Annotated in this window: 19 protein-coding genes and 2 other annotated features; of the genes, 14 read left to right on the plus strand and 5 right to left on the minus strand. The window is 36.1% G+C overall.

What is annotated here, in order from left to right; translation table 11 throughout:
• Positions 1–10 precede the first annotated feature (10 nt).
• From MHH96_RS07100 to MHH96_RS07155, 12 genes are all read left to right on the plus strand, one after another.
• Entirely contained in the window at positions 11–1,087 is a 1,077-nt protein-coding gene (locus MHH96_RS07100; protein ID WP_047944975.1) for an inorganic phosphate transporter, read from the plus strand.
• Between the two features lie 50 nt (positions 1,088–1,137).
• Positions 1,138–2,286: a sulfate adenylyltransferase gene (gene sat / locus MHH96_RS07105; RefSeq protein WP_047944976.1), complete on the plus strand. Its 1,149-nt coding sequence runs from the start codon at positions 1,138–1,140 to the stop codon at positions 2,284–2,286.
• A 14-nt stretch (positions 2,287–2,300) separates the two neighbouring features.
• Positions 2,301–2,906 carry an adenylyl-sulfate kinase gene (cysC, locus tag MHH96_RS07110; RefSeq protein WP_047944977.1) on the plus strand — a complete coding sequence of 202 codons (606 nt, stop codon included), beginning with the start codon at positions 2,301–2,303 and terminating at the stop codon, positions 2,904–2,906.
• A gap of 108 nt (positions 2,907–3,014) precedes the next feature.
• Entirely contained in the window at positions 3,015–3,785 is a 771-nt protein-coding gene (cobA, locus tag MHH96_RS07115; RefSeq protein ID WP_047944978.1) for a uroporphyrinogen-III C-methyltransferase, read from the plus strand.
• Positions 3,786–3,787: 2 nt separating this feature from the next.
• On the plus strand, positions 3,788–4,555 hold the full coding sequence (locus MHH96_RS07120) for a sirohydrochlorin chelatase (protein WP_047944979.1): 768 nt from the start codon (positions 3,788–3,790) through the stop codon (positions 4,553–4,555).
• Complete coding sequence (locus MHH96_RS07125) at positions 4,536–5,141, plus strand: precorrin-2 dehydrogenase/sirohydrochlorin ferrochelatase family protein (protein ID WP_336045298.1); 606 nt, start codon at positions 4,536–4,538, stop codon at positions 5,139–5,141. The genes MHH96_RS07120 and MHH96_RS07125 overlap by 20 nt, the downstream gene beginning before the upstream one ends.
• A gap of 309 nt (positions 5,142–5,450) precedes the next feature.
• Positions 5,451–8,153, plus strand: coding sequence for a response regulator (locus MHH96_RS07130; RefSeq protein WP_328283650.1), 2,703 nt, complete (start codon positions 5,451–5,453; stop codon positions 8,151–8,153).
• Positions 8,154–8,222: 69 nt separating this feature from the next.
• Positions 8,223–10,280 (plus strand): response regulator, encoded by a 2,058-nt coding sequence (locus MHH96_RS07135; protein WP_336045297.1) that lies wholly within the window; start codon positions 8,223–8,225, stop codon positions 10,278–10,280.
• Positions 10,281–10,402: 122 nt separating this feature from the next.
• Positions 10,403–10,834 carry a VOC family protein gene (locus MHH96_RS07140; protein WP_047944983.1) on the plus strand — a complete coding sequence of 144 codons (432 nt, stop codon included), beginning with the start codon at positions 10,403–10,405 and terminating at the stop codon, positions 10,832–10,834.
• 339 nt (positions 10,835–11,173) lie between these two features.
• Complete coding sequence (locus tag MHH96_RS07145) at positions 11,174–11,470, plus strand: hypothetical protein (RefSeq protein WP_047944984.1); 297 nt, start codon at positions 11,174–11,176, stop codon at positions 11,468–11,470.
• 288 nt (positions 11,471–11,758) lie between these two features.
• On the plus strand, positions 11,759–12,430 hold the full coding sequence (locus MHH96_RS07150; protein ID WP_047944985.1) for a 5'-methylthioadenosine/S-adenosylhomocysteine nucleosidase family protein: 672 nt from the start codon (positions 11,759–11,761) through the stop codon (positions 12,428–12,430).
• Between the two features lie 224 nt (positions 12,431–12,654).
• Positions 12,655–12,960, plus strand: coding sequence for a hypothetical protein (locus MHH96_RS07155; protein ID WP_144545946.1), 306 nt, complete (start codon positions 12,655–12,657; stop codon positions 12,958–12,960).
• A 190-nt stretch (positions 12,961–13,150) separates the two neighbouring features.
• On the opposite strand, the gene MHH96_RS07160 is transcribed toward MHH96_RS07155, so the two are convergent.
• The 4 genes from MHH96_RS07160 to ileS all read right to left on the minus strand — a co-directional run bounded on the left by MHH96_RS07160 (position 13,151) and on the right by ileS (position 19,693).
• Entirely contained in the window at positions 13,151–14,110 is a 960-nt protein-coding gene (locus MHH96_RS07160) for a DUF4179 domain-containing protein (protein ID WP_047944675.1), read from the minus strand.
• Positions 14,091–14,627: a sigma-70 family RNA polymerase sigma factor gene (locus MHH96_RS07165; protein ID WP_047944676.1), complete on the minus strand. Its 537-nt coding sequence runs from the start codon at positions 14,625–14,627 to the stop codon at positions 14,091–14,093. Before MHH96_RS07165 ends, MHH96_RS07160 begins: the two co-directional genes overlap by 20 nt.
• 646 nt (positions 14,628–15,273) lie before the next feature.
• Complete coding sequence (locus MHH96_RS07170) at positions 15,274–16,452, minus strand: DHH family phosphoesterase (protein ID WP_061801186.1); 1,179 nt, start codon at positions 16,450–16,452, stop codon at positions 15,274–15,276.
• A gap of 148 nt (positions 16,453–16,600) precedes the next feature.
• Entirely contained in the window at positions 16,601–19,693 is a 3,093-nt protein-coding gene (ileS, locus tag MHH96_RS07175; protein WP_144545948.1) for an isoleucine--tRNA ligase, read from the minus strand.
• Positions 19,694–19,771: 78 nt separating this feature from the next.
• Positions 19,772–20,026: a binding site (T-box leader), on the minus strand.
• Between the two features lie 191 nt (positions 20,027–20,217).
• On the opposite strand from ileS, the gene MHH96_RS07180 reads away from it, so the two are divergent.
• Positions 20,218–20,646, plus strand: coding sequence for a DUF2871 domain-containing protein (locus MHH96_RS07180; RefSeq protein ID WP_047944678.1), 429 nt, complete (start codon positions 20,218–20,220; stop codon positions 20,644–20,646).
• A 61-nt stretch (positions 20,647–20,707) separates the two neighbouring features.
• Here the strand turns inward: MHH96_RS07180 and shc are convergent, their stop codons facing one another.
• Positions 20,708–22,606: a squalene--hopene cyclase gene (gene shc / locus MHH96_RS07185; protein ID WP_047944679.1), complete on the minus strand. Its 1,899-nt coding sequence runs from the start codon at positions 22,604–22,606 to the stop codon at positions 20,708–20,710.
• Between the two features lie 141 nt (positions 22,607–22,747).
• Positions 22,748–22,968: a binding site (T-box leader), on the plus strand.
• A gap of 199 nt (positions 22,969–23,167) precedes the next feature.
• On the opposite strand from shc, the gene aspS reads away from it, so the two are divergent.
• Complete coding sequence (aspS, locus tag MHH96_RS07190; RefSeq protein WP_047944680.1) at positions 23,168–24,463, plus strand: aspartate--tRNA(Asn) ligase; 1,296 nt, start codon at positions 23,168–23,170, stop codon at positions 24,461–24,463.
• Positions 24,464–24,696 lie beyond the last annotated feature (233 nt).

Raw genomic sequence — 24,696 nt, forward strand, 5'->3', positions numbered from 1 at the left:
GTACAAAGAAATGATCATTATTTTAGCAGGTATTATGTCATTGTTTTTTGCAATGAACATTGGTGCAAGTGGTGCAGCAGCAAGCCTTGGTGTTGCCTATGGATCAGGCGCCATACCAAAAAAGAGAGTTGCTCTGCTTATATGTGCGGTAGCGATTTTTCTAGGAGCGGTAATTGGCGGGAGTGAAGTAGTAAAAACAGTTGGGGAAGGATTAATTCCGAGTAGTATCCTTGATGCCAAAATTGTCTTAATCATTTTATCATCAGCTGCACTCTCCCTATTTATAGCTAATATAATGGGGATTCCATTATCAACAAGTGAAATTACAGTTGGCAGTGTAGTAGGAGTAGGTGTGGCTTTTAAAAGCTTATATATTGCGAATATATTATGGATTGTCTTCTTTTGGCTTCTTGTTCCAATCGTTTCTTTTTTTATAGCTCTATGGGCTGGGAAATATGTAAGAAAGCTTGAGAATCAAAATGAATGGATTCGCAATCCGAGTAATGAAAAATACTTGTCTATTTTTGTTATTATCGTGGGGTGCTTTGAAGCTTTCTCTGCGGGAATGAATAATGTTGCAAACTCTATTGGACCATTAGTTGGCGCTGACATGATATCCATGCAAACAGGAGTAGTAGTGGGTGGATTTTTTATTGCAATCGGCGCTTTTCTGTTAGGGGGAAGAGTCTTGCAGACAAATGGAAAGAAAATTGTCCAATTCACGAAGCTGGAAGGAGGACTAATTTCTGGCACGGGCGCGACATTAGTGACAATAGCTTCTATATTTGGAATACCAGTTCCGTTAACGCAAGTAACTAGCTCTGCCATTATCGGAATAGGTGTCTCGAAGAATGGATATGAGATTCTGAAGAAGAAACTAGTGTTAAGAATTTTTAAGGTATGGATTGTTTCACCAGTCCTATCATTAGTTATTTCTTACGGTTTAGTTCAATTATTTATTGAAGCAGATATCTATAATGTACTTATTATTCTTAGTGTATGTATTGCTACACTTGGAATTATAAGCCTAATGAAAACGATTCGTGAAGATAACAGTACTATTTATGAAGATGGTGGCGGAATTTAACGGAAATCATTTATAAGAAAAGGTCCGAAAAAAGAAAGGTGTGCTAAAAAATGTCATTAAGTCAACCACATGGTGGAAAATTAATTAATTTATACGATCCTAATTATGATGTCTCTGAACTAAAGGTGGAGCTAGAAATTGATACTATTGCACTTAGTGATTTAGAACTGATTGGAAATGGAGCCTATAGCCCGCTTACAGGATTTTTATCCCAAAAAGATTATGAAGCAGTGGTAGAGAGTATGCGCTTAGCAACAGGTGAGGTTTGGAGCATCCCTATTACATTGCCCATTTCAAAAGAACAATCAGATACCATTGAACTTCAGGATACGGTAAAACTAGTCCATGAAGGTGAAGTATATGGTGTGCTGACAGTAGAGGATATTTATATTCCAGATAAAAATAAAGAGGCTGTTTCTGTTTACCGTACAGATGATTTAGCACATCCAGGTGTGAAGAAAATGTTTGATCGTGGAAATATATATATTGGCGGTCCGATTAAACTCTTAAAGAAAGTAGAGAAAACGGATTTTAGCAGTTTTTACTTAGATCCGGCAGAAACGAGAGAAATATTTGCAGAAAAGGGATGGAAGACAGTAGTCGGGTTCCAAACAAGAAATCCTGTTCATCGTGCACATGAATATATTCAAAAATCAGCACTTGAAATTGTGGATGGTCTATTCTTAAATCCATTAGTAGGTGAAACGAAGGCGGATGATATTCCAGCAGATGTTCGCATGGAAAGCTACCAAGTGCTATTGAAAAGTTACTATCCAAAAGATCGTGTATTTCTAGCTGTATTTCCTGCTGCTATGCGTTATGCAGGACCAAGAGAAGCGATATTCCATGCGATGGTGAGAAAGAATTATGGCTGTACTCACTTTATCGTCGGCCGTGATCATGCTGGAGTAGGGAGCTACTACGGTACCTATGATGCCCAAAGAATTTTTGACCAATTTACACAAGAAGAGTTAGGTATTAATCTATTATTCTTTGAACATAGTTTCTATTGTAAAAAATGTGAGAACATGGCTTCTACAAAAACTTGTCCACATGGCAAGGAACATCATGAAATTTTATCTGGGACGAAGGTTCGTGAGCTTTTAAGAAATGGAGAGATTCCACCAAGTACATTTAGTCGGAAAGAAGTAGTGGAAGTGTTAATAAAAGGATTACAAAAACAAGAAATCCATTCTTAAAGGAGAGAGAACTTTTGAGCCAAAGTACAAATATTACATGGCATGACCATGCAGTAACAAAGAAGGATAGAAGAGAAAAAAATAAGCATCATAGCTATGTTCTATGGTTTACAGGGTTATCTGGTTCCGGAAAATCAACGGTTGCAAATGCTGTTGCAAAAAGATTATTTGAAGACCAGACAAATAGCTATGTCCTAGATGGAGATAATATTCGTTTTGGAATTAATAAAGATTTAGGATTTTCGGATGAGGACCGCAAAGAAAACATTAGAAGAATTGGTGAGGTCAGTAAGCTATTTGTTGATAGTGGGCAAGTCGTTCTAACTGCCTTCATTTCTCCGTTTCGAGAAGACCGTGATCGAGTAAGAGCTTTATTAGAAGAAAACGAGTTTGTGGAAATATATATAAAGTGTTCTATAGAGGCATGTGAAGCAAGGGATCCGAAAGGCTTATATGAGAAGGCAAGAAAAGGAGTTATAAAAGACTTTACAGGGATTAGTTCCCCTTATGAGGAGCCGCTTCAGCCAGAATTAATCGTGGATACAGAAAAACATTCTATTGAAGAATGTGTAGAACAAATCGTACAATATTTAAAAGAAAAAGAATATTATATCTCTTAATATTGGGAAAGGGAAAAACGGAGCATGGTCCTTGCAAGTACCATTCGTTCATCGTCAATTCCTTTCCCCGCTTTTTAATGGATCCGAACAACAAGAAGGGTGGATAAAATGGGGAGAGTATATCTAGTTGGTGCAGGGCCAGGAGATCCGGACTTAATAACGGTAAAAGGATTAAAATGCATCAAAAATGCCGATGTAATTTTATATGATCGTTTAGTGAATCGTGAGTTATTAGAATATGCGAAACCGAAGGCTGAACTGATTTATTGCGGCAAACTTCCGCATCATCATGCCATGAAACAGGAATTGATCAATCAAACCCTAGTAAAACATGCGAAAAAAGGGAAAATTGTCACAAGGCTAAAAGGTGGTGATCCCTTTGTATTTGGAAGGGGCGGGGAAGAAGCAGAGGAATTAGCTAAGAATCAAATCCCCTTTGAAATAGTACCAGGAATTACTGCAGGCATTGCTGCTCCCAGTTATGCCGGTATCCCAGTGACCCACCGCGATTATGGCTCTTCTTTTGCCTTTGTAACAGGCCATATAAAAAATGGAGAGGAAGACCATATTAAATGGGAAGCACTTTCTCAAATTGATACACTTGCCATCTATATGGGAGTGAAAAATCTACCCTATATTCAGTCGAAGCTTTTGTCCTTTGGAAAAAAAAGTACAATACCAGTTGCACTCATCAATTGGGGAACAACCTTTAAACAAAAGACAATTATTACTGATCTTAACCATGTAATAGAGGATGCTGAAAAAGGAGGAATTGAAAATCCTTGTATGATTGTGATTGGTGAAGTAGTAAAAATGAGAGAGAAAATTAAATGGTTTGAGGAAAACTTCGGTGAAACCATTCCGAAAGAGGTTGTTTGATAATGGAAGCAATATTATATATATGTCATGGAAGCAGGGTAAAGGAAGCAAGCGAGCAGGCTGTCTCCTTTATTGAAAAGTGTATGAAGATAAATGGTTTCAAAGGCATACAAGAATATTCTTTCTTAGAATTATCTGATCCCTCCATTGAAGAAGGTTTTCAAAAATGTGTAGAAAAGGGTGCTTCCACTATTTATATCATACCCGTTTTGCTTCTTACAGCAGCCCATGCCAAAAAAGATATTCCAGAAGTATTAGAAAAGCTCTCACTGAAATATCCGCATGTCCAGATGAAATATGGAAAACCGATTGGAGTTCATCCTCAAATGGTTAAAATTGCTGCAGACAAAATTCGTAGTGCTTCTCTTTATAAAGAAAGTGATGAAACAATGCTTGTTATACTTGTTGGAAGAGGAAGCAGTGATCCCGATGTAAAACGAGATTTAGGAAAAATGGCAGCTTTAATTGAACAACAAGTGGAGCAAATCGTTGTACAGGATTGTTATTTAACTGCTGCAGAACCAAGCTTTGAAGAAGCGCTGCAAATGGCAGAACATTCTTCCTATCGCCATGTGTTGGTAATTCCCTATCTTCTTTTTACGGGGATTTTGATGAAGTCAATGGAAAAAACTATTAATAAAATAAAAAGTGACCATAAAGAATACGAACTCGCCCCTTATTTGGGTTATAATCCATTGATAGCTGGAATATTAAAAGAAAGAATAGACGAAATGATGGTAGGGAATGAATATGCTTTCATTACTAGTTGATATAAAAGATAAACATTGTGTAGTAGTTGGTGGAGGCAAGATTGCCTATCGAAAGGTGTTGATGCTTCTAGAAGAAGAAGCAAGTGTAACAGTAATCAGTCCCGAAGTTTGTACTGAAATAGAAGATCTTTCAGAGGACAGGAAAATAAAGCTGCTGCGACGAAAAGGGAAAGAGGAAGATTTCACCCATGCCTTTCTAACTATTACAGCAACCAATGATTCACAAGAAAATCATCGTATCGCCAAACAAATTAAATCGTTTTGCTTAGTGAATGATGCTTCTTCTTTTGAAGAAGGAAACTGTCAGATTCCAGCTAGCTTTAAAAAAGGGCGACTTCACTTAAGTGTTTCCACTAATGGCGCAAGCCCGAAACTGGCAAAAAAGCTGAAAGAGGAATGGCAGCAAATGTATGATGGTAATTATATTGCGTATATTGATTTTTTATATGAAGTTCGGACTCTTATCAAACAAAGATCGCTTTCTTCTGATGTGTCTAATGCTATATTAACGGAAATATTGGATGATGCATATAAAGACTCACCTAGTTTACGCCATATTTATTATGAAAAGCTCCTAAACCTTTAAGCTTGTACCAGGTTTAGGAGTTTTCATTATGTCCTAAATAAGGGGAATCCACTTTATACCAATAATCTTTAAATAAAAGAGTTTTTTACGCTCCGGACATGTTAGTTCCCCTTCCCGGCTGCTCCTAGTTTCATCCAATTATCATATTGTATCATTTCCATATTTAACATATAATTTTTGTAGAATGGAATTATTTTCATAACGTAAAAAATCATCTTTGTTTATAAATATTCATGCTTGTTTATCAAAAATAATCTTCCGAGTTTCCTTATTTTATGCTTTTAAACTGGTAGATTGATAGGAGGATACATGAGATTTAGTACAAAGCTTTATGTTGGTTTAGGCATTATTTTTGTATTCATTACGATTTTAATTATTGTACTTATGAGTATGCTTCGACAGCAAAATGACAAAATGCATGTTCTTGCACATGATAAAACAGAAAGAATTAATGCAGCCTATACGTTAAAGAATGAAGTTACTAACTTAAGCAGACAAATATATGAATTATCCTCACAATCCTCTAAAACACTCAATGAAATAACAATGAGACAAATGGAAGAAACAAGAAAAGAAATAAACAAAGCGTATAATTTCTTAACAGAGAATGATAAAAGGGATGAAACGCAGGACTTATTAATAAAATTTTCGACATTATATAAACCCTTTGAAGAAAAGGGCCAACAAATAGTGGAAGCCGAAAATAAAAAAATGAACACCAATTTTTGGGCGAGAGAAAGTGATGAAAAAAATAGATTGTTACAAATCGCGAGCTCGCTTTATAGTGCCCAGATTAAAGAGATGCAAGAAGAACTAGAAGGTTCAAAAAAAACATATGATATTGTCGTATTAATGACCTATGTCTATATTATAGTCGGAGTAATATGCAGTATTGCATTGGCCATTTATTTAATAAGGGGATTAACAAAAAATCTACATAAAGTTACGAAAGTGATGTCCGGTGCTTCTTTTAGTAGAGGAATAAAGTTTCCAAGGCTGGAGATTAATTCGAAGGATGAAATAGGAGAAATTTCTCGTGCCTTTAATGAAATGGTAACAACTTTAGAAAAGTACTCTCGAGATGAAATTGAAAGCCGTGCAAAGGCAGAGGAGCAAAGTTGGCTTGACTCACGGTTGGCAGAAATAACAACTAGTTTTTCAATGGTAGAAACGATGGAATCTCTTGCAGATTACTTCATTAGTCAAATAACTCCTGCTGTAGGTGCGCAATATGGTGTTTTTTATCTGTTAAGCGAGAAGGGTAATGCCCGTTTCCTCAAGGAAATAGCAAATTATGCTTTTGATAACGAAGACAGACAATCTATCATTCAGCTTGGAGAAGGTTTAGTGGGACAAGCTGCAAAGGAGAATAAAAGCATCAGTCTTATTGATATTCCCAATGGATACATAAAGATTAAATCTGGATCAGGAGAGGCAGAACCAAAGCAGGTGCTTATTCAGCCCATTTCTTATGAAGGGGAAGTGTTAGCGATTGTAGAATTAGCCTCTTTGCAATATTTCCGACCGGTGCAGCAAAGCTTACTTAAAGAAGTGGGGGAATACTTAGGTATATCCATTCACGGTATTTTTAATCGACTCGAAGTAAAGAGATTGCTAGAGGATGAGCAGCGTTTGACGGAGGAGCTGCAAAGCCAGTCGGAGGAACTACAAGCTCAGCAGCAGGAATTAATGGCTATTAATGAAGAATTACAGGCACAATACAGAGTGTCAGAAGAAAAGAATGCAGAGCTAGAAAAGATAGGAAAGAAGTTAGAGGAACAAGCCCAGCAGTTAATCTATAGCTCCCAGTATAAATCGGAGTTTTTGGCGAATATGTCCCATGAGCTTAGAACACCCTTAAATAGTATGCTAATTCTATCACAAATGCTCGTTGAAAAGGAAAATGAGAATTTAACTACAAAACAAATCCAGTATTTGCAGACCATTTATTATTCTGGTAATGAATTACTAAGGTTAATAAATGAGATATTAGATTTGGAGAAGATTGAGACTGGGATGATGGAAATAATAGAGGAACCAGTAAAATTAGAAGGGATACAAAACTGCTTGAAAAGCCAGTTTTCTCCTATCGCTAATCAGAAGAAACTTGATTTTTGTGTGAAAATTAATAAAGAGGTGCCTGCTTTTATAGAGACAGACACACATCGTTTAAATCAAGTATTAAAAAATTTATTGTCCAATGCTTTTAAATTTACAGAAAAGGGAAGTGTGGAGCTGATTATTCGGATGGAGGAGACAGCCAAGTTCAAGTTTGCCATGGCGGAAGAATCTATCGTATCCTTCACTGTGAAGGATACAGGGATTGGGATTCCTAAAGATAAAATGAATATTATTTTTGAACCATTTAAGCAAGCAGATGGAACCATCAGCAGGAAATATGGGGGAACGGGTCTTGGGTTATCTATCTGTAAAGAGATTTCCCGCTTACTTGGGGGAGAATTGGAAGCAACAAGTATCGAAGGAATGGGCAGTTCCTTTTCTCTCTATTTACCTGTGAAACGCCAAAAGCAACAAGGAGCTGTCGAACAGTCACCTATTGAAGAAAGTTATCGACAAATTGCAGTAACAAATAATGAGTTAATCGATACTACGGAACTATATAAGAGTGCTAATTTAATAGGGAAGAAAGTGCTGATTATAGATGATGATATACGGAATATTTTTTCCATCCATGCAGCATTGGAAGAGTACAATATTGAAATTCTTTATGCAGAGAATGCGAAGGATGGGATCAGCCTTCTAGAGGAAAACGCGGATATTGATCTTGTGTTGATGGATATTATGATGCCAGAAATGAGTGGTTTAGAGGCTATTTCCATCATACGGAAAAAGGATAAATTTAAAACGCTGCCAATTATCGCCCTAACAGCAAAGGCGATGAAACATAATCGAGAACAGTGCATGGAAGCGGGAGCATCTGATTATATTAGTAAACCAGTAAATTTAGAGCAATTATATTCGCTTATCAGAGTTTGGCTTTATAAAGAATAATAGAGCGCAACTAGCATCTAGGTAACATTGGTAAATGGCTTGTTAATAGATAGGAGGCTTTATAAATTTATGCAGTATTCGGCTCAATCTATAGAACAAAAGAAAAAGCTATCTCCTTCCGTATCAGAACCAATCTATATTTTAATGGTAGATGATTTACAAGAAAATCTGATGGCCTTAGAAGCAGTATTAAATTCTCCTCGTTATCATTTGATTTTTGCTAAATCCGGTGAAGAAGCTTTAAAATGCATTTTGAAATATGACTTTGCCGTAATTCTACTCGATGTTCAAATGCCAGGCTTAAATGGGTTTGAAACAGCAAAATTAATAAAAGAACGAAAAAAATCACGACATATTCCCATTATTTTTATTACTGCCATCAGTCAAGATATTCATCATATTACACAAGGCTATCAAGCAGGGGCGATTGATTATATTGTTAAACCATTTAATCCAGATGCATTAAGAAGTAAGGTGGCTCAGTTTGTGCAAATTTTCGAAAGTCATACGACAAGCCTCCATGAAATGAATTGGCAAACAACGTCAGAATTGGAAAAAATGAATAAAGAATTAAGAATAACGAAAATGGATTTAACCAAAAATGCGGTATTCTCTTCGGTATTACAGAAGGCGTTACAAGACACCATTGTGACCTTTGATGAAGAAGGAATAATAATCAGTGTCAATCCAAGTGTGAAAAGAATGTTTGGCTATGTAGAAGAAGAACTTATAGGAGCTTCGATTGAAGTACTCTTACATTCTGTTGAATCAGAAACATCTGGAGAAACACCTATTACATTTGAGATGATGGTTCCTAAGTTAATCGGCAGAATGATAGAAGCGAAGGCGAAGCGGAAGAATCATATTATTTTTCCAGTAGATATATATATTGGAGATGCCATGGTAGAGGATTATCAATTATTCATTTGTACGATTCGTGATATCTCTGAACGAAAAGAAGTGGAATTATTAAGAAAGCAGCAACTTGATCGCTTAGAGCATGCTGTAGAAGAAAGAACGCTGGAGTTATTATCCATGAATCATCAGCTGCATAGGGAAAGAGAAGAAAAATCTAAAGTAACAGATGATTTAATGCTTTCGGAAGGACGCTTTCGACAAATATTTGAGGCGAGTCCATGTATGATGGCAATCCGCACCTTACAAAATCCTAGTTTTATTGCTGTAAATAATAACTGGGTAACAAGCACAGGTTATACAATCGAGGAATTGAAGGATGAGTGTTATCAGTGGGAAATATCGAAGGAAATTAATGGTATAGAAGAGAGCTTTCAGGAAGAAGAATGGCTGACTCCTTTTAAAAATCAAAGAGTCAACTTCATGCTGAAAAATGGAGAGCAGAAGCAAGGATTATTATCCACTGAAATTATAACGATCGAAAAGAAGAATTGTGTGTTAATTGTGTTAAATGACATAACAGAACGATTAGCATTTGAAAAAGAAATGGCAAGACTTGATCAATTAAATTTAGTTGGTGAAATGGCAGCTGGAATAGCCCATGAAATTCGTAATCCGATGACAACCGTTCATGGATTCCTGCAAATTGGAAAATCAAATCCTTCTAACCTTTCGCTAGAACATATGGAGCTCATGATTGATGAGTTAGATCGAGCAAATAAAATCATCAAGGAATTTCTAACATTAGCTAAAAATAAGACGAGCGATAAACGATTATATTCGTTAAATAGAATTATTGAAATTATTTTTCCTTTAATTAATGCAGAAGCTTTATTGACAGGAAAGAAGGTGAACCTTCAATTAGAGGAATGTCCAGAACTGTTTTTGGATGAGAAAGAGATAAGGCAGCTTTTATTAAACCTTGCTCTAAACGGTTTAGAGGCTATGGAGCCAGAAGGAATTCTTACGATAAAAACATTCTGTAAAGGAAAGTATCTTGTGTTGGAAATCATTGATAGCGGCAATGGAATCGATGAAGAAATATTAAAAAAGCTAGGAACCCCCTTCTTTACAACAAAGGATAATGGGACAGGACTAGGACTGGCGGTTTGTTATCGAATTGCTGAGCGTCATAGGGCAAGAATAAAAGTGCATACAAGTGAGAGTGGTACAAAATTCTCCGTGTATTTTGAGATAGAGGAAGGAAAATAGAGATTTGCTCAGCTAGCAGTTCTTTATTTTTCTTTTTTATGACAAAAAATTGACTATAAGAGGGTTTTTCTAAAGGGAAACAGAATGTAGAGGAGAAAAATAATAAGAGAGGGTTTTTGCAAATGGTTCCACAAAGAGTTTCATTGCTTACCATAGGAGCATTACGGTTACCGGAATTGCGAAGGTTCTATCAGCGGCTTGGCTGGCTGGAAAAGGAATCAAGCTCTGATCAATATGCTATTTTTAAGACAGCAGGTGTTTTGCTAACATTGTTTCCATTAGAGGAATTAGCGAAGGATGCAGGAGTAGAACTGCAAAATCCTATGGAGGGTTATCGAGGGGCTACCTTTGCTATTAATGTAAATACCCTTGAGGATGTAGACGCAGTGATGGAAAAAGTCAAAGAAGCAGGCGGGAAGATTATTAGAGAGGCAAGCGATGCCTTTTGGGGCGGAAGAACAGCTTATTTTGCCGATCCAGAAAATAATCTCTGGGAAGTTGCTTGGAATCCTGATTCTGTATTTGATGAAAGAGGAGCAATGATTGATTTTTAAAAGGAAATGGCGTTTTAAAATAAAGACTGATTATTTAAAGGAAAGTTGGATTAAAAGACATTTAATATTTAAATTAAATTAGGATAGAGTTTTTTTCAGTAAATGTAGGTAATTAAGAGAATCTATAATTATTTGATTATGTTAACTTGTTTATTCTATAGTTATGGAAGAAACGGGGCAGGTTAGTGAAAGAAGGATTTACATATTTTTTGGTGAATATTTAAATGAACTTACTAAATTTATCAGAAGATGATGTAATCCATATGGCTAGTAAATCAGATTTATAATGAAAATTTCGCTTTTTAGAAATTATGTAGATATATGCGAAGGGGGATATACATGACTGAAATAAAAACACTTTCAATTCCAGACCCAATAACTGCCCTGCTAAATAACTATGAGATGACTATTGAAAGGTTATATATATTTAATAGGTTACTACCAGAAAGGGATACCAAAGAGAATGATTTATATCAACTAGCTGAAGAGTACTATAAAGTTTTAAAGCATGTTTCTAAAGAGCTATATAAGGATTTTTCAGTGGAGTTATTACCGGTTGGAGAGTTCTTAGAAGAAATGTCCGAGAGATTGGATGACGATGAAATTCAGAAATTAATTAAACCATTCTTAGAATAAATCTTGAGTAGCAAGCCCTAAATAGTGTTTCCCTAAGTTTATTATTTTTGCTCTAGTGGTGTTTTTAACATTTATCAATAAAACCTAATGAAAAATTCTTTAGAAAGATCGTGCTACATTCCTATAATAAATAAGATGCTTCTTTTGTCGCTATAGGGGCAGGTTAGCGGAAGAAGGATATTTACATATTAATAACGAATTAACGATGAACATAAACATAGTAAAGAAGATTCAGACCGTTTATATGAATTCAATAGTGACAATTTAAATTTGTAGGGTGATAAGTCAATGATAGGAATAAGCATTGCAACAAAGTGGGAATATGAAGCGACATTAGAATACTTTAGCATAGAAGATAACGAATGTTTCGGTTATCCTTATGGCGAGTATTTTACAACAACAATAAATGATACTGAACTTGTTTTTTATAGCACAGGTGTAAGAAAAGTAAATGGTGTCGGTGGAAATCAGTATATGATTTCTAAATTTAACTTAACTAAAGTAATCGTTGCTGGAACGTGTGCAGGAATAGATGATAAATTCAGTAATTTGGATATTTTTATACCTGATAAAGCCGTTCAATATGATTGTACAGTAAAAGAAATTGAACCTCTTATTAAACAATCCTTCATAGTCGATATTGATCTATCGAAATACGGAAATGATTTTTATACTGGAACAATTGCCACCGCTGATAAAGCAGTAGTTATGTGGAAGGACTATTTAGAACTAAAAGAAAACAAAATAACAATAGCAGATACAGAAGCGGGTGCTATTGCTTATATTTGTAAGAAGAATGATGTTGAATGCATTATCATTAAAGGAATATCTGATTTCCCAACAGATGAAAGAAACTGTAATAAATTCGAATCAAACATTGAACAAATTAATGTATATTTAGAAAACACACCAAAAGTTATGAACAAAATATTTGGGGAATATCTAAAGAGATTTATTTAAATTGATTTAAAGTCAATAGAAAGATGATGTTGATGGATTAATGCCCGCTTCTGTTGAAATCCTTATTGTAGAAACGGGGCAGGTTAGCGCAACAAGGAACATCGTAGATTTACAACGCTAAGTAAAAAACCTACCAAACGACGCTTTGGGAACCTAAAATACATAATTACATTTATGGTAATATTATTCTGTAAATCCATTACATAAAAAGGTGGGCATGGAACATGATTGTTAAAGTCGGACTTGATTATGATGATGATATAGAGTATATGATTTGTCCTGCAAAAGTCGGGAGAAATATTAAGCGATTACAAAGAGATTTTTGGATTTGGCTATTTGACCGAGAGAACCAGCATCCTTATTGGGAAATACATTATCAAGATGAAGAAGGAAATCCTGTTTATGGAGTTAGTTACCGTACAGATGCTTTTGTCTATTGGTTGAATAATGTCAGATTTATTAAAGGGAAAAAAGTCGCACGGTTAATAGAAGTTCCAAAGACATTACCTAAAAAAGCAATCCGATTTTAAGGATGTTGAAGTGTAGTAAAATTTATATAATATGCAGTTTCAATTATAATAACATTCCCAAATGACACTTTGGTAACTAACCTAGACATCCAATTAAGTGGTGGCATTATTAGCCACCTCTGAATGGAATGTTACTCAATAAGAATTTATAAAACCCGTTCAAAACATTCTGAACGGGTTTTACTATTCGTTAATTTAAATCAATTATAACAGGCTTCAATTGCTCTGTTTCAGCACTACTAATTTTTAATACAGGAACGACTTTTATAGAAGTTGTGTCTCTAGGTAGCTCTAATAAAAGAGTGCTATCACTAATATGATTAAAGCTTATTTTTTTTCCATCCATACTATATGCTTCAAAAGTATAAGTTTGCCCTTCAAAAGCTTGTGCAAAGTTAACTGAATAAGAAATTGTTGCATTCGTTTGGCCAATTCGAATATCCTCAAATGTAATGTTAAGTTCCTTATTTTGAGAAATAACCTGTTGATTAATGAGTTGTTGCTTGGACGGCAGCTTTTCGGCAGCTAAATCAAATGACCATTCTCCTCGAATGCCCGCCATATGCGTAAATGTAATAGGTAACGAGATGACATTTTCAGTAAAATCAGAAGGAACATCTAAAATAAGTGCACCTGTATAACCACCTTCAGTTTTTGTCAATGCCCCCAGTGAACCACCCCATGTAGACACGTCTTTGCCATCAAACATTTCGTAGGTAAAACCAGCTTCTGGTCCCTGATTGCCACCTATTGTATTCTTCACTGCACCAGTTGCTTTAAATGTGATGCCAACATATGCTGCATCATAAAAAACAGATGTGATTTCTACCTGAACATCTTGATCGTTTGCAATGAGTGACGTTTCAGTAAGTAGTTGCTCTTCGGCAAGTTGTTCACCAATCGACATTTGATATTTTTCATAAATGCCACCTATTAACGGGACTTGTGCCAATACATTCGAAACAGGTATAAAAATAAAGCCTGAAGCAAGGAGCATAGCTGCTGCTGCAGACGTAAAATACGTCATGCGCTTTGTCATCTTTTTACGTTTCGTTTTCTTCTCCACCAGTTGCGCTTGCTCAATGCCTAAACGAATTGCTTGGAAAACTTCTTCTTTTGGTACTTCAATGTTATGTAAATCTTTGTGCATAGTAGTCATCTCCTAACTTTTGTTTTAATACTAGTTTTGCTCTTCGCAAATACGTTTTTATTGTCGATGGAGGCTTGCCCATCGAATTGGCAATGGTGTGAATCGGTAAATCATAATAATAAAACAATAAAATGGCATTCTTATATTCTGACTTTAATGTAGAAAGAGGTTCTGATAAATCAAGGGTAGGCTCTTCCTTTTGGTTCGATTCTAGAATGTAGGTGATTGTTTCTTCTGGTAAGGCAATCGATTTCTTTTTACGTTCTAATTCTCTGTAAGCTGTACGAATTAAAATTTTTACAAGCCACGTGCTAAAGTAGGCTGGTTCCTTCAGTTGAGTGATTGATAAATAAGCTTTGCAGGTAGCTTCTTGAATTACGTCTAATGCATCTTCTTTATTTTGCATATGGAGAAAGGAGATTTTATATAATTTCTCACTTTCAATTTTTAATAACTCCTCAAACGCGAGCTGATCTCCATGAATAGCTTTAAAAGCTAGATGAGCTTTATTAGTCATGAGCTGACCTCCTTTCACTTATTAGAGCAAATAACTGTATGATAAAGTTTCAAAATCTAAAAAGATTTTAGAAACCTGTAATTTGGAATTGTTTTAATACTTTAGTTTACACTACTTTAAAATGCAATTAGAGGCGTTATTTAGTACAACAAGGATTTCAACACTAGTATAAAGTATACAAGTTAAGCTTAATAAACGTTCCCAAATAAAAGTTTGGGAGTATATTAAAAAGCCACAAGTAATCGTTAAATCAACATTTTGTGGCTTTTTCTATGAACATTATTTATACACGGTTTTATGCAAGTTCTTTGAACGTCAGTTACAACAACGTTTTGGAAGTATATTGAACAATGCTGTACAATCTCAGTTATTGCATAAGACTTTGCATATTACTAGTTGTAAATCCACAAAAATTTGGCGAGAACGCCAAAAAAGGTGGCGTAATTTTTGCATTGATAACGCATTTAAGGAATTAAGTTCATAAAGTCATAGAAAAGATTGTGAAGTATTGTACTTAAACTAACGTGGGCGTTAGTTGAATAAAAAAGTATAGAAATAATCAAACTTTATTATAAAAAATCTAACAAAGTTATTAATAGAAAAACCATTTTGAACAATCTTTATTCAAAATGGTTTTTTGGCAATATTATTTATGTTTAACAAAGTCCATTACGTAGCGAATGTATTTATCATCTCTTGCAAGCCATACGCCATAATTTCGGCGCAGGAAGATTTCTCCTTGTAGGAAGGTAGAGAAGGTTTGTGGAAGCTTTGTTTTTTTATGGTTTATTGCCCACTGGTTTTTGCTCACTTGATAAAGGAAGAATACCTCATCTTGTTTATTTTCAAATAAAGTCCCAAGAGGAGAGTCTTTTTTATTGTATTCATTCTTTTTCGGGTCTTCCCTTAAAGGCTCTAAGGCAAAGGTTTCTAAGCAGTAATTTTGGTATGCTTTATCGGTTAAGTTGCAGCCAGATGCCTTTACATGACCTCCCCCGCCGTATACGCCCGCCACTTTTGATACATCTACATGATCATGAATCGTGCGGAATCCAAGTTTTTTTCCACCGATATTAACAATTGCTATGTAATCTAAATGAGGATATTCCTTGCCAAGTTCATTCCCCAATTCAGAATGGTATTGCTCTGCATATACAATGCCTGCATACAAACCGTCTATTTCCTTTTGGACAAGTTCACGACGTTTCCGACGGATGTAACGGTCAATTTTCTTTTCTTCCATATCTAGAATCTGTGTTTCTAGCTCATCGAAGTAGAAATGATCACTTTCCTTTAATCGTGTAACCATTTTTTCCACAAATTCATCAAATGAAATAAGATAGAAAAGTGCATTTAAACGTTGTGCTTCTAAATTATTGTTTCTTTCCCAATCCCATGTATCATATTGTCTTACCAACTCCACGAATTCTGATATTGCTGGAGAGGGAGTCATGTATTCATGTTTTACAAGGTATTCATATAATAAAGACGTGGCACTAGTCAAAGTTCCATCCTCATCTTGAACAGACACAAATCCCCATTCAAAATCATTTAAATGAAGAGCTGTTTTATGATGGTCGATTAGTTGTACCTTGCCACCCTTTTTATAATAGTCATCTAATCGAATCGTATTTTCTTCATTGACAGAAAGATCGGTAATAAAGAGAAAAGTGTCTTCCGTTTTTTGATCTAAGAACTTTTCTACTTCTTGGTTGAGAAAAGATACGGAATTATAACGCACCTCTACGTCTTCTCCGAATGCGAGTTTTGCAATAATGCCGCAGCCAACTCCATCTAGGTCATTATGCGATAATAGTTTGTACATTTTTTTCACCCCTGCCCAATAGTATAATCTAATATGAAAAAAATAGAACCGATTACGGCTAATTTCTTTTTGAAAAACACATTCTTACAAAGAAAAAAGGTGTCTCAGATAGGTTGTGCACCATATGTGAGACAGCCTTTTTGAATGGTTATTTCAATCCAATGGATACTTTTTCGCCGTCTATTTGAAGCTCTTTCATTTCTGTTATTCTTTCGAATAGAAGCTCATGGAGAATAACTCCTTTATGAATAAGAGAATGATATTCCATAATCGTTTGTTGGAAAGTGACTGGACAGTCGATATATAAATCAATTTTCTTATCGACTGGCAAGTTCTTTTCTTTCCGCAAATCTTGGACAGAACGAATCAGTTCTCTGATGTTCCCTTCCTTTTTTAATGCCTCTGATATGGTAGTATCAAGCATTACGGTGAAATTTTTATTGGAAGCCTCATGATATCCAGGTAGATTTGTCTTTCTTTGGAGAAGTATTTCTTCCCCTGTTAAGGTAATACATTCTTTACTTTCTAGTTGGAAAGTTAAATATCCTTTATTTCTAAATAAATTTATCTCTTCTTCTGTTGCAGCTTGTAATTTATCCTTTATAAATTTAACACTTTTTCCTAGTTTTGGACCTGCCTTTTTAAAATCAAGTTTTAAAGAATATTGAACATAATCTTCTTGTGAATCTAGCCAGTTAATCCTTTTTACATTTAGTTCTTCTTTTATGATAGATTCAAACTGTAAAAAATCAGTATTCTGGTTACTGTTGTTCGAGAACATCAATAATGTAGCCAACGGTTGTTTTGTTTTTATTTGAAACCGATGACGAAGACTTCTTCCGAGCTCAACCACTTCTTTTACTTTTTCCATTTGTTCTTCTAATTGTTTATTTACCCTTTCAGAGTTTCTGGAAGGGAAATTAGTTAAATGAACGCTTTTCCCTGTTAAGGCAAGATGAATACTTTCAGATGTAAAGGGAATAAACGAAGCTAATAATTGTGATAAATGGATTAAAACACTATATAAGGTTTGAAAAGCAGAAAGTTTGTCTTCTGACATTCCCCTACTCCAAAATCGCTCGCGATTTCTGCGAATATACCAATTACTTATATCATCCATTAATGCAGCGATTTTTCTGGCGGCATTGGTCAATTGATATTGTTCCATCTCCGTTTGGACAACTATCGATGTCGTTTCTAAGCGAGAAAGAATCCAGCGATCCATAATTGGGAGGTTATTAGCTCTTGGTAAATTCGGATCAAAATGATCTATTTCAGCGTATAGGGAATAGAAATGAAATAAACTTAAGAATGTATCAATAATCTTTGATTTTGCCTCTTGGACATTTTTTTCTGAGAATCTCTTTTGATTCCATGGAGCACTGTCTGCCACAAGCGCCCACCGTAGTGCATCTGCGCCATATGTTTGGATAAGCTTTACAGGGTCTAATGCATTGCCTTTGCTTTTAGACATTTTTTGTCCTTGTTCATCTAGTACATGCCCTGTTGCTACCACATTTTTATATGGTGCTTTGCCAGAATAAAGGACGGAAACAGCTAACAGTGAATAAAACCATCCTCTTGTTTGATCGATTCCTTCCACAACTACATCTGCAGGGAACTGCTGTTGAAGTATGCCGCTATTCTCAAAAGGTGTATGATATTGGGCAAATGGCATGGAGCCACTATCAAACCATACGTCGATCACTTCTGGTGTTCGATGCATTTCCCCACTGCATGAGGGACAAGTTAAGATTAGTTCATCCACATACGGTTTGTGCAATTCTAAATGGTCAAAAGGATTCTTCGTATATTTTTTTAGCTGTGCTATGCTTTTAGGAGCTATTTCTGTTTGGCAGCAAGTACATTGCCATACGTTTAGTGGAGTTCCCCAATAACGGTTTCGGCTTATATTCCAATCGACTAATCCATTAAGGAAATTTCCAAAACGGCCATCTTTTATATGTTCAGGGTACCAGTTTACCTCTTGATTTTTCGCGATCAGCATTTCCTTTGCTGCGGTTGTTTTGATAAACCAGCTTTCGGTTGCATAATACAAAAGAGCTGTGTCACAGCGCCAGCAATGTGGGTAGGAATGTTCATATTTTTCTTTATGGAATAACAGTCCCTTTTGATGAAGCATTTTGATTATCTCGACATCCGCTTTTCCATCTTTTACAAAGGTGCCTGCTAAAGGGGTAATGGCTTCTTTATATCTTCCCCTTTCATCAACTACATGGACAAAAGAAAGGTCGTTCGCTTGCACAAGATGATAATCATCTTCGCCATAAGCTGGGGCAATATGGACAATTCCAGTTCCACTGTCACTTGTGACGAAATCACCATGATGAATAGTATGACCTTTCTCCACTTGCACGTAAGAAAATGGTGCTATATAGGAAAGTCCGAGTAAGTCTTCCCCTTTTAATTGTTCGATCACCTCTCCCTCTGTACCAAATACTGCCTGTAATCTATTTTTAGCGATGATAAATACATCGTCCTCCATTTTAATCTTTACATAGTCCAAGTCTTTATGAACTGCTAATGCAACATTTGCTGGTAATGTCCACGGGGTCGTTGTCCAGCCTAGTACATATTCATTCTCCTTTGAAGCAAGCTTGAATTTGACAGTAGCACTTAAATCTTTTACATCTTTATAACCTTGAGCCACCTCATGTGAGCTTAAGGAGGTCTGACAGCTAGGGCAATATGGAGAAACACGATGCCCTTTATACAGCCAGCCCTTCTCATGAATGCTACCAAGGATATTCCAAACAGATTCAATATAATCATTACTCATGGTCATATAAGGATCATCCATATTAACCCAATAGCCTAGTTCTTTTGTAAATGTGCGCCATTGTTGTTCATAGGAGAATACGCTAGCTTTACATTGTTCAATAAAAGGAATCACGCCATATTTTTCGATTTCTTGTTTTCCGGAAATACCGAGTGCCCTTTCTACGCCTAATTCCACCGGAAGCCCGTGCGTATCCCAGCCCGCTTTGCGAATGACTTGTTTGCCGTTCATTGTTTGAAACCTGGCAATGATATCCTTGATCGTTCTACCTAACGCATGCCCGACGTGCGGAAGCCCATTGGCTGTTGGCGGTCCTTCATAAAATACAAAGGGTTCTTTATTTTTGCGCTGTTCAATTGATTTTTGAAAAATTTGCTCTTCTTCCCAAAAAGCGAGAATTCTTTCTTCGCGGCCTCTGTCTGTTTCTTTTGGTGTTTCCATCCATATCCCTCCATAATAATCAATAAACATTCCAGTATAGAAAGATATTTTTCGGAAATAAAAAAACACCCGTCCCTATGTAGGGACGAGTGTATTATTTATAACCCGCGTTACCACCCAAATTCTGTTTGGCAAAAAGCAAACAGCGCTTAGTCAACGTACTATCATACGTGTTCCTTTTAACGGTGGAAATCCGTCAAGACTTACTAACTGCTCGGGTTCTGCCTTGCATCTCAGAGATGATTTTTCCGGTTTGCTTTCCTTACTGGCTTCCACCATACCCAGCTCGCTAAAAGGGACACAAAACGTACTTTTTCTCTTCATCGATTTCTATGAATTGGAATGTTTTGTATAGGATAGCACTTTTAAATGGTAAACTCAAGAGACATTAACCTAATTTAAGATAAAAAAATAAAACATGAGAAGTGGGAGGAAATACAGCCACAAAACTGTCATAGTATCGAGACTGGGATTTTGTTAGAATGATAGGTAGTGATTGAATAGGCTTGAAAGGGAGTAGAGACATGAAGAAAGTATTAAATATAGCCTTTTTTTATGCGATTTTAGGATTGGTTAGTGGTGTTTACTATAGAGAATTTACGAAAATGAGAGATTTTACAGGTGAGACCCAGCTCTCCGTGGTGCATACTCATTCGTTTGCTTTAGGAATGATGATTATGTTAATCGTCTATCTATTCTGTTATACAATGAAAATCCATACACTCAAAAACTTTGATGTATTCTTTTATTTTTACAATATTGGAGTGCTTTCTACTATTACGCTAATGATTATTAGAGGAACGCTGCAAGTGCTTGAGTTTGATTTATCAAGCGGGTTAGATTCTGCTATTTCGGGAATCGCGGGCCTAGGCCATATTGCCGTTACCATCGGATTAGTCCTGTTTTTTCTTTTATTGAAAAAAAATCACCATGAAAATATTCGGACGAAGTAGACAAGAGCTGTTTTTCCGAAGCTTATTGAGAGCAGCTGCTTCGGAAAAACGCTAGATTAATTTAAGAATTTGCCAGCTTGTTGAGGAGGTCAATTCTATAATGGGATAGCGCAAGTAATGGAAAAATATGATTATAGCTATGATAATAAATATAGAATTGAGTTGGTAAGCCGATGCCTGTTGGATAAGTAATGGTATGATTCTCCCTTTTTTCTTCTAATAAATATTGTATTCCCCTTTTTACTTCTCTGCTCGCTCCTTCTCCTGCTGCGATTAAAGCATCGACAGCCCAAGCTGTTTGTGATTCCGTGCTAAACGGCAGCGGCACATACGTTAGTTTTTCACAGCTTTGACAGGATTCTCCCCATCCGCCATTTGAATGTTGAATTCTCTTCAGCCAAGTTACTGCCTTTTTGATTGTTGGATGATTTAAAGACATACCAACAGCTGTTAAACCTGTAAGGGCAGCCCATGTACCGTAAATATAACAGACTCCCCATCTGCCATACCAAGAGCCATTTTTCTCTTGATTATCGCTTAGCCAATCTACAGCCAGTTTTATATGAGGATGTGTATAACGCAGATGTGCAAAATTACCTAAATATTCTAGAACTCTTCCTGTTAAGTCAGCGGTAGATGGATCTACTGCTGCATCTTTTGCATTTTCAATAGGAACGAGTTTAAGTATTTCCCAATCTGTATTTTTTTCAAAGGCGCCCCATCCGCCATCTCTGTTTTGCATGGAAAGCAAATAGTTTGTGCCCTTTTGCCAAGCTTGATGAACAGTTGGATTTTTTGCAGCTGCAGCGGTTAAGGCGCGTAGAACAGCTGAGGTATCATCATTGTCTGGATTATTAGTGTTAATGTCAGAAAATCCCCACCCGCCAGGTTCTGTACGGGGATTATGAACCTGCCAATCGCCTCTTTTTGTATGTTGCTTTGTTAGAAGATATTTTGTTGCTTTTTTTATCGTAATAGATTCTGAAGTCATGCCCGCTTGTTGTAATGTATAGCTAATTAATCCTGTATCCCACACGGTGCTGGTAGAATTTTCTAGGTGGCTGAGTTCCCCTCTTTTATCAATAAGAGAGGAGAGACCTGAAACTGCTTTTTTAATAACAGGTGAGTCTTTTTTATAGCCAAGAGCAAGCAAGGCATAAATCATAAAGAAAGTGGCACTGGCATAACTGTAGAGCGTTCCATCTTCTTCGAGTCGATCTAGCATATATTTTTCGCCATATTGAAATCCTAAATGATGAAGATAGGCTGGGAATTTTCCGATTCTTTTCATTTCGTTCCACAGGAAGGTAAGGGGTGACCGCTCATTTTCTAGGTATTCGTAAGATGGATAAAGAGCTATACCTCTTACAAATAAATCATCTAGCTTTGCTTTTGGCTGAAGGGTAAACTTTTTATTGGATGCTATTAACATAGGAATGAAATGAATCCGGGCATAGGCGCTAAATTGGTAGAAGTTAATAGGCTGAAACGTTGGCAGCAATAAAAATGTCATCGGAATGTATATCATATGGGACCATGGGTATAAACCATTGACGGAAAGCATCCATTTTATCATAAAATGAGCTTTTGCTAAGCCGCCATTTTTTATAATAAATGATCTTGCCTTCTTCATCTGTTGATCGTCCTTCGTATAATGGCCAGAGTATAGAAGGGCAGTATACGCAATAATGGTTGCTGATAAATGACCATTTGGCTCATCCCGATATGCCTTCCAATACCCTTCCTTCTCCTGGGTAGTACGCAGTGTTTTAGTCAAAAGACGGATATTTTCTTCTTCGGTTTCGATGTTTAAGGCTCTAATCGTAATGATATAAAAAGCATCTGTCATTAAGCTACCTTGAAAACGGAATTGAAAAGATCCATCTGTCTGCTGATGTTCAACAAGTTTCTTTATCCGTCTATGTTGCTCTTTTTCAACTGTTTCGAGAATTGTATTCAATAAAGTCACCTCAACTTTAAGATCGTATTAGTAAACTTTATGCATCAAAAGGAAAATCATATTCAGAAATATTTATATTTTCTTTTTTTAGTGGTTGAAATTGGAAAGGAAGAGGACTATAATAAAACATAATTTAATGGAGCGAACATGTTGATCAGAAGGAGTAGCCTAAGAAACTTTTTCAAAAGAGAGCAGTCGGCAGCTGAAAAGATTGTGTAAAAGTCTTTGGTGAAGACATCTGTGAGTGTTACTTTGAAGATTGTACAAACAATTAGTAGGAGTAACCGGCCATCACCGTTATGATACAAGTGGTTTTTTGAAAAGAACAATTTGGGTGGTACCGCGGATAATCCGTCCCTTTTATAGGGGCGGTTTTTTGTTGTTTTTTTCTAAATTACAAGATAGGTTCACGACAGTTTTCTACCATCGTATTTTTGTTTCAAATGTGTACAGAGCAAAAAGATAGGGCTTTTCTTATAAGGAGGTGAGTACCGTGGATGATGATGATGATAACGATATGAATCAAAAAAAATTACTGATTATTTTAGGAGGAACAACGATATGGAATCTTCAAAAAGGGTACTCATCTCTGAGTGCGAACAGTATGTTGGAAAGGAAGTAGTATTAAAGGGCTGGGTGAAGAAAATCCGACAGCTCGGAAAGGTTGGTTTCTTGTTATTAAGAGATCGCACGGGAACGATTCAATGTGTCCTTGAGCAAGAGCAGAATCAACTGAAGATAGAGACAGAAAGTGTCGTTCAGGTGACTGGAGTTCTTGTTGATACGGAAAAAACAGCAAATGGAGTAGAGCTTCAAGTAAGGGAATTAACGATTCTAGCAGAAGCTGGCCCTTTGCCATTCGAAATTAATAAGAACCATGTTAAGGTAGGATTAGATCATTTATTAAACCACCGAGTTCTATCATTAAGACATGAGCAAATTAATGCTATTTTTACGATTCAATCTATGTTTGTAAAAGGTTTTACAGAGTTCCTAACTACTGAAGGCTTTACGCGCATTTTTACACCGAAAATTGTTTCACAGGGAGCAGAAGGCGGTGCTAATGTTTTTACCTTTAACTATTTTGATAAGCATGCTTATTTAGCGCAGTCCCCTCAATTTTATAAACAAATGATGGTTGGCGCTGGGTTTGAACGAGTGTTTGAAATTGCACCTGTATATAGAGCAGAAGAGCATAATTCATCTAGACACTTAAATGAATATATTTCCCTAGATGTTGAAATCGGCTTTATTGACAATGTGGAAGAAGTAATGGAGATGGAAAGGCGGGTTCTTCAATATACTTTTCAGTACGTAAAGGAGCATTGTCCAAACCAGTTAGATTTATTAAAAGTCGAAATACCGGTATTGAATAATATACCAAAAATGACATTAGAAGAGGCACAGCAGCTATTAAAGGATAAGTATCAGAAGAGCTCTCCTGAAGGAGATTTAAATACGGAAGGGGAAAAATACATTGGAAGGTATATAAAAGATAAGTATGGAAGCGATTTTGTTTTTATAACAAACTATCCAAGAACTTCGAGACCAATGTATACAATGCCAAATAAAGAAAACCCAGCTTTAACTGATTCTTTTGACCTTTTATATAAAGGCAGCGAAATTACTTCAGGTGGACAGAGGATTCATTGTCAAACGGAACTGATAGAGTCTTTTAAGGAGAAAGGGTTAAATCCAAGTGAGTTTACAACCTATATCAATTCCTTTGCTTATGGAATGCCACCACATGGAGGATTTGGAATTGGCTTAGAACGTATCATCATGAAGTTTCTAAATTTAGGAAACATCCGCGAAGCAAGTGCTTTTCCAAGAGACTGTGACAGACTTATTCCTTAGAAGGAGATTGTAGAACCAGTGCTGGACGTAAATAAAATTTGCTCTTTACTCGTACACTCGTAGATCAATTTGGAAGTATTTGATGTCCAAAAATAGAACCACATTACGAATAGAGGCAAATTTTATTTACAAGGGTAAACGATAAAAGAAGCAGCTTATTCATAAAAAATTTAGACAATTTGGTAGGGAGGGGTTTCTTTTCCTTTTAGAAAAGGTATATAAAAAGGAGCTAG

This window comes from Niallia sp. FSL K6-0212 (assembly GCF_038007605.1).
GTDB lineage: Bacteria > Bacillota > Bacilli > Bacillales > Cytobacillaceae > Niallia > Niallia circulans.